Annotated in this window: 12 protein-coding genes and 1 riboswitch; of the genes, 9 read left to right on the plus strand and 3 right to left on the minus strand. The window is 56.6% G+C overall.

The genetic code is table 11. The features are described 5' to 3' along the window. Positions 1–113: 113 nt before the first annotated feature. Entirely contained in the window at positions 114–1,163 is a 1,050-nt protein-coding gene (locus LC417_RS13065; RefSeq protein ID WP_223565975.1) for an NAD(P)-dependent alcohol dehydrogenase, read from the minus strand. 111 nt (positions 1,164–1,274) lie between these two features. Between LC417_RS13065 and LC417_RS13070 the strand changes: the two genes are divergently transcribed. Further along, positions 1,275–1,667, plus strand: a complete 393-nt coding sequence (locus LC417_RS13070; RefSeq protein WP_223565976.1) for a helix-turn-helix domain-containing protein — start codon at positions 1,275–1,277, stop codon at positions 1,665–1,667. A gap of 29 nt (positions 1,668–1,696) precedes the next feature. Here LC417_RS13070 and LC417_RS13075 read toward each other — a convergent pair whose 3' ends face one another. Then, positions 1,697–2,518: a Cof-type HAD-IIB family hydrolase gene (locus LC417_RS13075; RefSeq protein ID WP_139016403.1), complete on the minus strand. Its 822-nt coding sequence runs from the start codon at positions 2,516–2,518 to the stop codon at positions 1,697–1,699. Positions 2,519–2,773: 255 nt separating this feature from the next. On the opposite strand from LC417_RS13075, the gene LC417_RS13080 reads away from it, so the two are divergent. Together LC417_RS13080 and LC417_RS13085 are read left to right on the plus strand one after the other, a co-directional pair. Beyond that, entirely contained in the window at positions 2,774–4,036 is a 1,263-nt protein-coding gene (locus LC417_RS13080; RefSeq protein WP_223565977.1) for a DUF1479 domain-containing protein, read from the plus strand. A gap of 76 nt (positions 4,037–4,112) precedes the next feature. Next, a complete protein-coding gene (locus LC417_RS13085) occupies positions 4,113–4,862 on the plus strand; it encodes a DNA-binding transcriptional regulator YciT (protein ID WP_031591628.1) in 750 nt (249 codons plus the stop codon). Here the strand turns inward: LC417_RS13085 and LC417_RS13090 are convergent. Beyond that, entirely contained in the window at positions 4,859–5,878 is a 1,020-nt protein-coding gene (locus tag LC417_RS13090; protein ID WP_223565978.1) for a LacI family DNA-binding transcriptional regulator, read from the minus strand. The two genes, LC417_RS13085 and LC417_RS13090, sit on opposite strands and share 4 nt — an antisense overlap. 256 nt (positions 5,879–6,134) lie before the next feature. On the opposite strand from LC417_RS13090, the gene ascF reads away from it, so the two are divergent. From ascF to LC417_RS13120, 6 genes are all read left to right on the plus strand, one after another. Then, on the plus strand, positions 6,135–7,601 hold the full coding sequence (gene ascF / locus LC417_RS13095) for a PTS cellobiose/arbutin/salicin transporter subunit IIBC (RefSeq protein ID WP_010246981.1): 1,467 nt from the start codon (positions 6,135–6,137) through the stop codon (positions 7,599–7,601). Positions 7,602–7,637: 36 nt separating this feature from the next. Beyond that, positions 7,638–9,068 carry a 6-phospho-beta-glucosidase gene (locus LC417_RS13100; RefSeq protein ID WP_039389761.1) on the plus strand — a complete coding sequence of 477 codons (1,431 nt, stop codon included), beginning with the start codon at positions 7,638–7,640 and terminating at the stop codon, positions 9,066–9,068. Between the two features lie 106 nt (positions 9,069–9,174). Then, positions 9,175–9,277: riboswitch (TPP riboswitch) on the plus strand. Between the two features lie 68 nt (positions 9,278–9,345). Beyond that, positions 9,346–10,047: a TenA family protein gene (locus LC417_RS13105; protein ID WP_223565979.1), complete on the plus strand. Its 702-nt coding sequence runs from the start codon at positions 9,346–9,348 to the stop codon at positions 10,045–10,047. After that, positions 10,044–10,784, plus strand: a complete 741-nt coding sequence (locus tag LC417_RS13110) for an ABC transporter ATP-binding protein (protein WP_223565980.1) — start codon at positions 10,044–10,046, stop codon at positions 10,782–10,784. The genes LC417_RS13105 and LC417_RS13110 overlap by 4 nt, the downstream gene beginning before the upstream one ends. Next, positions 10,781–11,524 (plus strand): ABC transporter permease, encoded by a 744-nt coding sequence (locus tag LC417_RS13115; protein WP_223565981.1) that lies wholly within the window; start codon positions 10,781–10,783, stop codon positions 11,522–11,524. Before LC417_RS13110 ends, LC417_RS13115 begins: the two co-directional genes overlap by 4 nt. Before the next feature lie 41 nt (positions 11,525–11,565). Beyond that, a complete protein-coding gene (locus LC417_RS13120) occupies positions 11,566–12,501 on the plus strand; it encodes an ABC transporter substrate-binding protein (protein ID WP_010670447.1) in 936 nt (311 codons plus the stop codon). The last annotated feature ends 16 nt before the right edge of the window (positions 12,502–12,517 follow it).

Raw genomic sequence — 12,517 nt, forward strand, 5'->3', positions numbered from 1 at the left:
GGTGGGTTGATATTAAAACATTTAAGTATGTTGTAACTATAGGCAGGGCTTTATCTTTCCGGTTCAGCCTGTGTAGAAGTCAGACGGCCCGCTTTCACAGCGGGCCGTATTCATCACCAGTGGGTTTTCTGCATATCGATGACAAAACGATATTTCACATCGCTGGTCAGCATACGTTCAAAGGCAGTTTCGACCTCTTCACCTGTGATCATCTCAACATCAGCCGTGATGTTGTGCTCACCACAGAAGTCGAGCATCTGCTGCGTTTCCTGAATGCTGCCAATCGAGGTGCCACTGATGCTCAGGCGACGAAACACCATCGGTGTCACATTCGGTGACGGATGGGGTTGATCGGGAATGCCCACCAGCACCAGCTGACCATTGGTTTTCAGCGCCCTGAGATAAGGATCGAGGTCGTGTGGTGCAGCGACACAGTCCAGAATGATATCCAGTGACGCCTGGCAGTCAGCCATTTGTGCGGCGTCTCGTGAGATCACCACGTTCTTAGCGCCGAGCCGGCGTGCATCTTCCCCTTTTGCCGGAGAAGTCGTAAACAGGGTGACTTCTGCGCCCAGTGCGCTGGCCAGTTTAACCGCCATATGACCCAGTCCCCCGAGCCCGACCACACCCACACGATCACCTGCTTTGACGTTAAAATGCTGCAACGGTGACCAGACGGTCACGCCAGCGCACAGCAGCGGTGCCACCGCATTCAGCGCCAGATTGTCGGGCACCGTGACCACAAAATGCTGGTCGGCGATGACATGCTGCGCATAGCCACCAAATGTCGTATTGCCGGTGTATTTATCCGTGCCGTTGTAGGTCGGCGTGAAACCCGCCTCACAATATTGCTCTTCCTGCTGCTGACAGAAATGGCATTCACCGCACGAGTCGACCATCACGCCAACGCCAACCGTATCCCCGGCGGCAAATTTAGTGACGTTGCCGCCCACTGCCACTACGCGTCCGACAATTTCGTGACCGGGAACCAGCGGATAGCGGCTGACTCCCCATTCATTACGGGCCATATGCAGATCGGAGTGACAGACACCGCAGTAAAGAATTTCGATTTTCACATCGTCAGCCTGCAGCTCGCGTAACTCTACCTGGCCTGCCCGCAGCGGCTGGTCTGCATGGGACGCTATCAGCGCGTTAATTTTCATCTGTTGCCTCTTCTCACCTGGTGGTCGTAAAGAAAGCGGCCCACTATAGACATACGGAACCCCATTTGGTAGTAGTTACCTTTTGGTTACCATACTATCTGGGAAGTCACTATGCCGGTCTGGGTTGAAGGAAGACTTTGCTTTTATGCGGATTCACCGCCGCGCCGCCTGCTGGAACTCTTTTCGGTGAAGTGGAGCACGATGGTGCTGCATGCGCTCTACCACTGGCCGGAAAACCGGGCACGCACGGGTGAACTGGAGCGCAGCCTGCAGGGTATTTCGAAAAAGATGCTGATTCAGACGCTGCGTGAGCTGGAGCAGCGCGGACTGGTGTCGCGTCAGGTGTGGCAGGTGGTGCCACCAAAAGTGGAATACAGCCTCACGTCGCTGGGGCATACCTTCGCCCAGCCGATTGAGCAGATGTATCAGTGGGGACTGGAGAATCAGGCTGCGCTGGATGAAATGGAACATCACGCGCGCAGCCATCAGGAGAGTGGCGGATAGAAGGCCGCCAGTTCTCACGCAGTGCAGGCTTAATCGAACGGGAATTCGCGCGCCAGCACGCGGGAAATGACATTCAGCGCGCCTTCATCATTGTTGCTCTGAGTCTGATAGCGCGCCACGGCAGCGACCGAATCAGCGGCATTGGCCATTGAGAAACTGAAGCAGGCCTGACGCAGCATCTCAATATCATTAGCGCTGTCACCAATCGCCAGCACTTCACAATCGCTGATGCCCCATTTTTCCTGCAGCAACGCAATGCCATGAGCCTTATGGCAGCCGGGAATAATGAGATCAATAAAGCCAAAACCGCTGGATACCGGATGCATGATGTTTTCCAGCTCGCCCAGACGGGAATGCAGTCTTTGCAGCAGTGCATCCACCCCTTCGTGCTCCAGCTTCAGCGAGAATTTGAAAATGGTGTCGTCGATGGCATAGAGGTCATCGCGTTTTTCCAGCCGGTGATAGTGGTTTGCAAGCATTGCCATCACCTCATCAGAGGTGGATGAATGCATATAGGCGCCGTTGCGTCCACAGACCACGACCGCGATGTCAGGTTCATGCGCCAGGATATCGAGGATCTTATGCACTTTCTCCTGAGCTAACTCTCCGCAGAAGATCTCTTCATTACAGTCAGAAACCCATGCGCCATTTTCCGCCACGAAAGCGATCTCATCTTTGATGTCGGGAAAATAGCGCTGCAGCTGGTAATACTGATTACCACTGGCCACCACAAAACGGATGCCCTTCTGCTTCAGCAGCGCATACTGACGTGAAAACCGCTGAACGTTGTACTGCTTATTGTCGTCCAGAAAGGTGCCGTCCATATCCACCGCAATCATCTTAACCGCCATCTCGCCTGCCCCTATACGTTCGCCGTTCTGTCCTTTCGGCTGATTGATTTGATTCATAAAGCTTACTCGCTGTGTGGATTAATGAGAATGCAAATAGTGACTTTGCTAACGGCTTTCAGAGCGTTCCGGTTCCGGAGTTGTGTTATCACGCACGTTTTTTTTCGTTAAAAGGATGTTAACCTCAGTCGAATATTACGAATGAAGGTTATTTTAATTACATTCGTAACTCAACCCCCAGATATTCAGGAGCACGAGATGCGTGAAGATTCCCGATCAACCCCTTTACCTGACGACGTCAAAACCGCTATTCGCGAGATGAAACAGCAGTTACGTCAACAGATTGGTGATGTCGATGCCCTTTTCCGTCAGGTTTGCGACAACATCACTGCTGCGATTGCAGAAGCAAAAGCAGATGAAAAGCGCACGGGCAGTGCCTGGCCGGTAGTGCCCATGCAGGACATTGCAGCGGGAAAGGTTTCGGATGAAACCCGGGCGCTGATTAAACGTCGCGGCTGTGTGGTAATTAAGCACCACTTCGCGCGTGAGCAGGCGCTGGCATGGGATAAGTCGATGCTCGACTATCTGGATCACAACCGGTTTGACGAACACTATCGCGGCCCTGGCGATGACTTTTTTGGATCGCTGGCCGCCTCCCGCCCCGAAATCTATCCGATTTACTGGTCACAGGCGCAAATGCAGGCGCGGCAGAGCGCGGCAATGGCTGACGCGCAATCTTTTCTGAACCGGTTATGGAAGTCTGAATCACAGGGAAAGCAGTGGTTTGACCCGGATGTCAGCGTTATCTATCCCGATCGCATCCGTCGCCGCTTGCCGGGCACCACCTCGAAGGGATTAGGCGCCCATACCGATTCCGGCGCGCTGGAACGCTGGTTACTCCCCGCGTATCAGCAGGTTTTCAGTAAGCTGTTTCACGGTGATTTTGCCGCTTACGACCCCTGGGATGCAGCTCACCGCACCGAAGTGGATGAGTATGATCTGCCGGGTACCACCAAATGTTCCGTGTTCCGGACCTTTCAGGGCTGGACCGCACTCTCCGATATGATCCCCGGTCAGGGCCTGCTGCACGTGGTGCCGGTGCCGCAGGCGATGGCCTATGTTCTGCTGCGCCCGCTGCTTTCAGACGTACCCGAAGATGAACTGTGCGGCGTCGCGCCGGGCCGGGTGTTGCCCGTTAATGAACAGTGGCATCCGCACCTGATTGCAGGACTCTGTTCGATACCGGCCTTAGAGGCGGGCGATTCGGTATGGTGGCACTGTGATGTGATCCACGCCGTTGCACCGGTTGAAGATCAGCAGGGCTGGGGCAATGTGATGTATATCCCCGCTGCACCTATGTGTGACAAAAACCGCGCCTATGCCCGGCGGGTTGCACAGGCGCTGGAGCAGGGACGTTCGCCGGGAGATTTTCCGCCAGAAGATTATGAAACAGAGTGGGACCAGCGTTTTACGCTGCAGGATCTCAATCTTAACGGACGCCGGTCGCTGGATTTGTCCTGATCCCAATCCCGCGTTGTACACCAGCGCGGGATATCCCTGTTACACTGGAGCTTCTTTTTTTCTGCGAAACGCAATTATGAACCCGCGACATCATCAGATTATTCAACTGGTTAATAGCCGGGGCAGCGTAACGGTCAGCGAACTGGCGCAGCTTACCGGGGTTTCTGAAGTGACGGTGCGTCAGGATCTCACGCTGCTGGAACGCGACCGGTTGCTGAGGCGGGTTCACGGTTCCGCGCTGGCGCTGGACAGCGATAACGTCGGCACCCGCATGAATACCCGCTATCCCATCAAGCAGGCGCTGGCACGACATGCGGCCAGCCTGGTTCAGGCGGGTGAATCGGTGTTCATCGAAGGCGGCAGTACCAATGCGCTGCTGGCGCGTGCGCTGGCTGACCGCGCCGATCTTACGCTGATTACCGTCAGTCACTATATTGCCCAGCTTCTTCGGGAAGCCGCCTGTGAGGTGATTGTGCTCGGTGGCCTGCTGCAGAAAAGCAGTGAGTCGGTAGTCGGCCCGCTGACGCGGTATTCCATCCAGCAGGTTCATTTTCACCGGGCATTTGTTGGCGTGGATGGCTGGCATCCCGAAACTGGTTTTACTGGCCGCAACATGCTGCGCTGTGATGTGGTGGATGCCGTGCTGGCGAAAGGCGCTGAGAGCTATGCCCTGACCGACGCCTCCAAGTTTGGTCAGATTCACCCCTATCCGCTTTCATCCGGTTATCAGGTCGGGCACGTGATTACCGATGAGACGCTGGATGCGGCGACGGTAGCGCAGCTCAGGGAACAGGCGATAGAGGTGATACAGATCGCCGCAGGTTAAGCAGAACGGCCGGGGCCTTTAGTAACGGAGTCCCGCAGCATCAGGCTGGCCGTGAAAGGTGCCTGAGTATGCCAGTCTCCGCCATCCAGCATGGTCAGCAGGCGGTTAATCGTCTCATCGATCATCTCGGTGACCGGCAGTTTCATGCTGGATAACGACGGTGTGATGAAGGGTGCCAGCGGAATATCATCGAAGCCAATCACCGAAACCTGCCCGGGTACCGCGATGTTGCATTCAGTCAGACGTTTGATGGCACCAATCGCCATCTCATCATTACTCGCCACCAGCGCGCTGAATGTCACCCTGCGTTCCAGCAGCATGTCCACGGCCGCCATACCGCTCTGCGCCGTCCATTTACCGGTCACGATTCGCCGGGAATCGGCTTCAATGCCCTGTGCGGTCAGCGCAGCGTGATAGCCGGAAAGTCGCTCGACGCCGGTCGGCGAATCGAGCGAACCGGTGATAAATGCGATCTCGCGATGCCCCTGATTCAGCAGATGGCTCACCGCCGCAGCGCTGCTGGCGTGCTGATCGCTGTAAATACAGTAGCTATGGTTGACGCGCAGCCGCCGGTTGATCACCAGTATCGGCTGCTTGTGCCGGGAGATAATCGCATCCAGCGCGTCAATAGTCAGGAAGCGCGGATAGATAATGATGCCGTCACAGCGCAGATCGAGCAGAAACTGAATCGCCGCCTCTTCCTGCTCAGCGGTGTGTTTGCCGTCCGCCAGAATCAGCTGGCGGCCCTGCTGCTCCAGTATGCGCGCGGAGTGTGCCATCAGTTCAGTGAAGTAGCTGCCGCTGTAGAGCGTATTGGTGATCACCAGTCCAATGGTCTGAGACGTTTTTGTCGCCAGGTTGCGCGCCAGCAGATTGGGCCGGTATCCGGTTTCGGCAATCGCCTTCAGTACTTTTTCGCGCTTTTCCTTCCCGACATAGCCATTGCCCGAGAGCACACGTGACACTGTCGCTTTTGAGACGCCCGCCCTGTTTGCCACTTCCTGAATCGTTGCCATGCTGATGCTCCTTTGCTGCGTCGTCCTGCAGTCTACCTAAGCCTCTCAATCTTGGAAATATTTACCCCGCCTTAGTATGAGGTTACCTGGCAGCATCAGGTGATGGAGTTCACAAAAAAGAGATCTGGATGATTTTGGCGCTTGTCGGCGCTGTGAAAGCACTTCATGATTTTGTGAAACCGGTTTCCTATTTGCCTGCCCGCAGGCGCAAAAACATAAAAACTTTGACCGATTTACCCTACAGAGAAGAGCGATCATGCCCAGAAATTATGCCGAGGTGTCACGCGCCATCGTCGATGCGCTAGGCGGCCTCACCAATATCGAAGCCGTAACCCACTGCATGACCCGCCTGCGGTTTGTGTTGAAAGATGAAAACCAGGTCGACTATCCCCGGCTCAAGGCGATCAATGGCGTTATGGGCGTGGTGCACAACGACACTCAATGCCAGGTGATCATTGGTAACAACGTGTCACAGGCTTATCAGGCGGTGCTGGAGCTGGGATCGCCCGCAGCGACATCGACTGCACCCGTAAAACGTAAAATCACGCTGCGAGGCATCGGTGCAGGTATTCTTGATGCGCTGGTGGGCACCATGTCGCCGCTGATTCCGGCCATTATTGGCGGGTCAATGGTTAAGCTGCTGGCGATGATCCTGGATATGGCGGGCGTGTTTGAGAAAGGCTCATCAACGCTGGTCATCCTCAACGTGATTGGCGATGGCGCATTCTTCTTCCTGCCGATCATGGTGGCCGCCTCTGCGGCGCTGAAATTCAAAACGAACATGTCGCTGGCGATCGCCATTGCCGGTGTACTGGTTCATCCCAACTTTGTTGAACTGATGGCGAAAGCGGCACAGGGTCAGGCGGTGGAATTTGCTTACATCCCGGTGACCGCGGTGAAATATACCTATACGGTGATCCCGGCGCTGGTGATGACCTGGATCCTGTCGCACATCGAGCGCGGCGTGGATCGTATTACCCCTGCCGTCACTAAAAACTTCCTGAAACCGATGCTGATTGTGCTGATTGCGGCACCCATCGCGATTGTGCTGATCGGTCCGATTGGCATCTGGATCGGCAGCGGTATCTCCGCGCTGGTCTACACCGTGCATGGCTATCTTGGCTGGCTTTCCGTCGCGATTATGGGCGCAATCTGGCCGCTACTGGTGATGACCGGAATGCATCGGGTGTTCACCCCCACCATCATCCAGACCATTGCCGAAACCGGCAAAGAGGGCATGGTGATGCCGTCAGAGATTGGTGCCAACCTTTCGCTGGGGGGATCGTCGCTGGCGGTGGCGTTCCGGACCAAAAACCGTGAACTGCGCCAGACCGCGCTGGCAGCGGCGGCATCAGCGATTATTGCCGGCATTTCAGAACCGGCGCTGTATGGCGTTGCGGTCCGCTTAAAACGACCGCTGATCGCCTGTCTGATCAGTGGTTTTATCTGCGGCGCGGTAGCAGGCATTGGCGGGCTGGCCAGCCACTCCATGGCCTCTCCTGGCCTGTTTACCAGCGTACAGTTCTTCGATCCCACCAATCCCATGAGTATTGTCTGGGTCGGTGCGGTCATGGTGTTGTCTGTGGTGCTCTCATTTGTGCTGACGCTGCTGTTAGGTTTTGAAGATATTCCTGAAACCGAACCCGAAACCAAAACCGCACCCGAAAGCGCAACGCAACCTGCGCCCGTTACCGAACGCGCTAACGCGATTAATAGCCACTAAAGGAAAGGGTCACGCTGACCCGGAAAAGAGGATTGCATGTCTGATTCAAGGTTTCCGCAAGGATTTTTATGGGGCGGCGCACTGGCCGCCAACCAGAGTGAAGGCGGCTTTCGTGAAGGCGGAAAGGGCTTAACCACCGTCGACATGATTCCACATGGCCCGCACCGTATGCCGGTTAAACTCGGTCTGGAAAAGCGTTTTACCCTGCGTGACGATGAATTTTATCCCAGCCATGAAGCCATCGATTTTTATCACCGCTATCCGGAAGACATTGCGCTGATGGCGGAGATGGGGTTCAGCGTGTTCCGCACGTCGATTGCGTGGAGCCGTCTCTATCCCAATGGCGATGAACTGACGCCCAATCCGCAAGGCATCGCCTTTTACCGCGCGGTCTTTGAGGAGTGCCGGAAATATAATATCGAACCGCTGGTCACGCTCTGTCACTTTGATGTGCCGATGCATCTGGTGACTGAATATGGCTCGTGGCGCAATCGCAAAATGGTCGACTTTTTTGCCCGCTATGCCCGCAGCTGCTTTGAGGCGTTTGATGGCCTGGTGAAATACTGGCTGACCTTCAATGAGATTAATATCCTGCTGCACAGCCCGTTTTCCGGCGCCGGTCTGGTGTTCGAACCCGGTGAGAACAAGGATCAGGTAAAGTATCAGGCGGCCCATCATGAACTGGTCGCCAGCGCGCTGGTAACGCGCATCGCGCATGAAGTGAATCCGATGAACCAGGTCGGCTGCATGCTGGCAGGCGGCAACTTCTATCCCTGGTCGAGCAAGCCGGAAGATGTCTGGGCTGCGCTGGAAAAGGATCGCGAAAACCTGTTCTTTATTGACGTGCAGGCGCGCGGAGCCTATCCGGCCTACGCCGCGCGCGTGTTCCGTGAAAAAGGGGTGACGCTTGAGATCGCTGACGGCGATGCCGACATTCTGAAAAACAGCGTCGATTTTGTCTCGTTCAGCTACTACGCCTCACGTTGCGCCTCGGCAGAAATGAACGAGCAGAACAGCAGCGCCGCCAATGTGGTGAAATCCCTGACCAATCCCCATGTACCGCGCAGTGAGTGGGGCTGGGGTATCGATCCGCTAGGCTTACGCATCACGATGAATATGATGTATGACCGCTATCAGAAGCCGCTGTTTCTGGTGGAGAATGGCCTGGGCGCGCGCGATGAGATCGAATCAAATGGCGAGATCAACGATGATTACCGCATCAGCTATCTGCGCGAACATATCCGCGCCATGGGCGACGCGATCGAGGATGGCGTGCCAGTGATGGGTTACACCAGCTGGGGCTGTATCGATCTGGTTGCCGCCTCAACGGGTGAAATGAGCAAGCGCTACGGATTTGTCTATGTTGACCGCGACGACCTGGGTAACGGCACGCTGGCGCGCACGCGGAAGAAATCCTTCTGGTGGTACAAAAAAGTCATTGCCAGTAATGGTGCGGATCTTGAGTGACAACGTCACTTAAAATCTATCGTCATGCTGTTACTGGCGCGACAGCAACGCCGGAACAGAACGCTTATTTCTGCCGTTGTACTCCGGCAGTAATTATCGTATAACCAATGTCTCCGAGGGGTGTCCTGTAATGGGCTGAGATGGCGTAAGCCGAACCCTTTGAACCTGATCTGGGTCATGCCAGCGAAGGGACGGGTCGGCAGATTTTCTGCGTCATCTCCTGCAACATTCCCTGTTCCAGACCGTATGCCCGGATCTCCCTGTTACTGGAGATCCTATGACACATCCGCTTTTCGACACCGGCTTTTATGGTCGTCTGCGCCTGCAGGCGGGCAGCCAATGGCACGCCTATATCGGGCACGATTTTGTGCGGCAACTCGGTCAGGGCACCCTGCCATCCGCCGCCTTCCGCCACTATCTCACCCAGGATTTTCTGTTTCTGCTCCACTTCGCTCGTGCCTGGGGCCTGCTGATCAGCAAACTTTCCGAGCCAGCAGCCTTACGCAGCGCGACGGCATCGCTTAACGCCATCGTCAGCGAACTGCCACTTCACCAGGCTTACTGCCAGCAATGGGGCATCAGCGAGGCGGCAATGGCGAGTGAACCCGAGGCAGTGGAAACGCTCAACTACACCCGCTACGTGCTGGACGTGGGTCACGCCGGGGATGCGCTGGAGCTGTTGACCGCGCTGATGCCGTGCGTTGCCGGTTACGCTGAAATTGGCCTGACACTACTGCATGATCCCGCAACCCGCTTTGAGGGGAACCCTTACGCGGCATGGATAGAAAATTACGGCGACGAAGCCTATCTGGCTGGCGTTCGCTCCTCACTTTCACTGTTTGAAACCCTGGCCCGGCAGCGCGCCGGTGAACACCGGTTTCACCCGCTGGAGGCGATCTTCACCACTGCAACCCGGCTGGAAGCCGCTTTCTGGCAGATGGGTCTCAACCATGCTGCCGCCCAGCGGATCAGCTCATGAACCTGCCGTGCAGTCCGGTGCCGCCAGGCATTTCAATTCGCCAGCTCAGCCTGAATTATGGCCAGCAGCCACTCTTCAGCCAGCTTGATCTGGAGATCGCGGGCGGTGCTTTTACCGCTTTACTGGGTGCCAGCGGCGTCGGAAAAAGCAGCCTGATGCGGGTCATTGCTGGTCTGACGCCACCCACCGCCGGGCAGGTCAGCGGCAGCGACGGCCTGCCACTGACCGGACGCATCGCCTGGATGGGGCAACAGGATCTGCTCTATCCGTGGCTCACGGTTGAACAAAATGTCTGTCTCGCCAGTCGTCTGAGAGGTGAAAGGGCCGACCGCGACTGGGCGCAGCATCTGCTGATGCGGGTAGGTCTGAGCCACTCTGCGAACGCGCGACCCGCGACACTTTCCGGCGGGATGCGTCAGCGCGCCGCGCTGGCCCGCACCCTCTACACCCGTCAGCCCGTTGTGCTGATGGATGAGCCCTTCTCCGCACTGGATGCACTCACCCGCGCTCAGATCCAGACGCTGGCCGCAGAAGTGCTGGTCGGACACACCGTGCTGCTGATTACCCATGACGCCGCTGAAGCCAGTCGGCTCAGTCACCACATGCTGGTGATCGGTTCTGCGGGAATTGAAACCTGCCCGCCCCTGGCAGGCCAGCCACCGCGGGCTGCAGACGACATACAGGTATTGCAGAGTCAGGCCGCATTGCTGAAGCAGCTGAGCAGGATAGCGGGATGAGATTACACAAAGGTTTTGCCGGTCTTCACCGTGGAGTGATGCTGTTTGCCGGACTGATTGCGCTGTGGTGGCTCGCCACGCTGACTTCGGTTCCGGCCTTTCTGCTGCCCTCACCCGCTGCGGTCGCCATCGCACTGTGGCAAAACGCAGGTTATCTCGGCCATCACACTTTGATTACCCTGACCGAGATCGTCAGCGGCATGGCCCTCGGCGTGCTGCTGGGGAGTGTGCTGGCGCTGGGCATGACCTTTTCGCCATGGCTGCAGCGCTGGATGATGCCGCTGGTGATCACCAGCCAGGCGATTCCGGTTTTTGCCCTGGCGCCGCTGCTGGTGCTCTGGTTTGGTTTCGGCATGGGCGCCAAAGTCGCGATGGCCGTCCTGGTAATCTTCTTCCCGGTGACCTCCGCCTTTTTTGATGGCCTGCGTCGCGTCACGCCCGGCTATCTCGATCTGGCTCGCACGCTGGGCGCATCACCTGCAGCGCAACTGCGCCATGTCCGGCTGTTAGCCGCGCTGCCCGCCCTGGGCTCAGGATTGCGGATGGCGGCAGCCGTCGCGCCAATAGGCGCAATCATCGGTGAATGGGTCGGCTCGGCCGAGGGACTGGGCTACGTGATGCTGAATGCCAACGCCCGGATGCAGAGCGACCTCTGTTTCGCCGCCTTGTTTATTCTGGTGCTGATGACGCTGGCCCTGTGGCTGACCCTCGACATCCTGCTGCGCCGCCTGATTACCTAGGCACCCGAGACACATTAATGACTAAACCAATGAGAAAACCCATGACAAAAATGCCTCTGTTTACCCTGCTGTTCAGCGCCACCTTAGCCACACAGGCTCAGGCGATGGAGAAACTGACTCTGGTGCTCGACTGGTATATCAATCCCGATCATGCGCCAATTATGGTGGCCCAGCAGACCGGCGCGTTTGCGGCAGAAGGGCTGGAGGTTAACATTGTGCCGCCTTCCGATCCGGCGCTGCCGCCGCGTCTGGTGGCAGCAAAGCAGGCGGACTTAGCGATAACCTATCAGCCGCAGCTGCATTTCTTCGCCGATCAGGGATTGCCCTTGATGCGGGTGGGGACGTTGATTAACAGTCCGCTGAATACGCTGATGACGTTAGACGAAACGGTAAAAAAACCAGCCGATTTAAAAGGGAAACGCATCGGCTATTCGGTCAGCGGCATTGAACAGGCGACGCTGGCGACCATGCTGAACCATGATGGCGTTAAAGCCGATCAGGTTAAGCTGGTTAACGTCAATTTCCAGCTCACCAGCGCCCTGATGACCGGGCAGGTGGATGCGGTTATCGGCGGCTATCGCAATATCGAAGCGCTGGAGATGAAACAGCACGGTAAAAAACCGGTAGTCTTCAACGTCGAGGATTATGGTGTTCCGGCCTATGACGAACTGATCATCGTCGCCAACCGTGATGAGGCACACTCGGAGAAAATCAAAAAGTTTTTGCGGGCACTGAAGAAGGGTAATGCGCAGTTGCAGGCGCACCCGGAGGAGAGCTGGCAGGCCTTTGCCCGCGCGCATCCGGAGCTGAACACACCGCTGAATCATCAGGCATGGCGTGCCACCCTGCCGCTGTTTGCCGCCGATCCGGCAAAACTGGATCGCGCACGCTATCAGGCTTACGAGCAATTTCTGTTTGATAACAAGCTGATTAAAAGCATCACGCCGGTTGAGCGCTACGCCACCGGCAGTGAGTAATAAGAGAGCCCGCAAC

The sequence above is a fragment of the Pantoea sp. OVA07A genome (assembly GCF_019969975.1).
In the GTDB taxonomy this organism is placed as follows: Bacteria; Pseudomonadota; Gammaproteobacteria; order Enterobacterales; family Enterobacteriaceae; genus Pantoea; species Pantoea agglomerans.

Coding starts and splice junctions, on each gene's coding strand:
- LC417_RS13065 (WP_223565975.1), bottom strand. CDS start 1,163: ATGAAAATTAACGCGCTGATAGCGTCCCATGCAGACCAGCCGCTGCGG.
- LC417_RS13070 (WP_223565976.1), top strand. CDS start 1,275: ATGCCGGTCTGGGTTGAAGGAAGACTTTGCTTTTATGCGGATTCACCG.
- LC417_RS13075 (WP_139016403.1), bottom strand. CDS start 2,518: ATGGCGGTTAAGATGATTGCGGTGGATATGGACGGCACCTTTCTGGAC.
- LC417_RS13080 (WP_223565977.1), top strand. CDS start 2,774: ATGCGTGAAGATTCCCGATCAACCCCTTTACCTGACGACGTCAAAACC.
- LC417_RS13085 (WP_031591628.1), top strand. CDS start 4,113: ATGAACCCGCGACATCATCAGATTATTCAACTGGTTAATAGCCGGGGC.
- LC417_RS13090 (WP_223565978.1), bottom strand. CDS start 5,878: ATGGCAACGATTCAGGAAGTGGCAAACAGGGCGGGCGTCTCAAAAGCG.
- ascF (WP_010246981.1), top strand. CDS start 6,135: ATGCCCAGAAATTATGCCGAGGTGTCACGCGCCATCGTCGATGCGCTA.
- LC417_RS13100 (WP_039389761.1), top strand. CDS start 7,638: ATGTCTGATTCAAGGTTTCCGCAAGGATTTTTATGGGGCGGCGCACTG.
- LC417_RS13105 (WP_223565979.1), top strand. CDS start 9,346: ATGACACATCCGCTTTTCGACACCGGCTTTTATGGTCGTCTGCGCCTG.
- LC417_RS13110 (WP_223565980.1), top strand. CDS start 10,044: ATGAACCTGCCGTGCAGTCCGGTGCCGCCAGGCATTTCAATTCGCCAG.
- LC417_RS13115 (WP_223565981.1), top strand. CDS start 10,781: ATGAGATTACACAAAGGTTTTGCCGGTCTTCACCGTGGAGTGATGCTG.
- LC417_RS13120 (WP_010670447.1), top strand. CDS start 11,566: ATGACAAAAATGCCTCTGTTTACCCTGCTGTTCAGCGCCACCTTAGCC.